At 70.2% G+C, this 208-nt stretch carries 1 protein-coding gene; it reads right to left on the bottom strand.

The window, feature by feature from the left end:
- The coding region (locus TSH64_RS35750; RefSeq protein WP_199237399.1) for a hypothetical protein at nucleotides 1–208 on the bottom strand (208 nt) is incomplete at both ends.

Below are 208 nucleotides of genomic sequence, written 5' to 3'. Positions count from 1 at the left end.
CCCCGACACCAGCAGCGTGTTGCCGGCCGAGCCGAGATAGACCACGTCATTGCCGCTCGACCCGGTCAGCGTCTCCAGACCGGAGACCAGCAGCGTGTTGCCTCCGGTGCCCGACACCCGGTTCATGTCGGCCGCACTGTCGAAGCCGGCGGTGGCGAGCGTCACGATGTCCAGCCCGGCCCCGCCGGTCAGCGTCTCCAGCTGCGAC

It is taken from the genome of Azospirillum sp. TSH64, from assembly GCF_003116035.1.
In the GTDB taxonomy this organism is placed as follows: domain Bacteria; phylum Pseudomonadota; class Alphaproteobacteria; order Azospirillales; family Azospirillaceae; genus Azospirillum.
The sequence above is the reverse complement of the archived record's forward strand: the minus strand, read 5'-3'. Positions and strand labels throughout refer to the sequence as shown.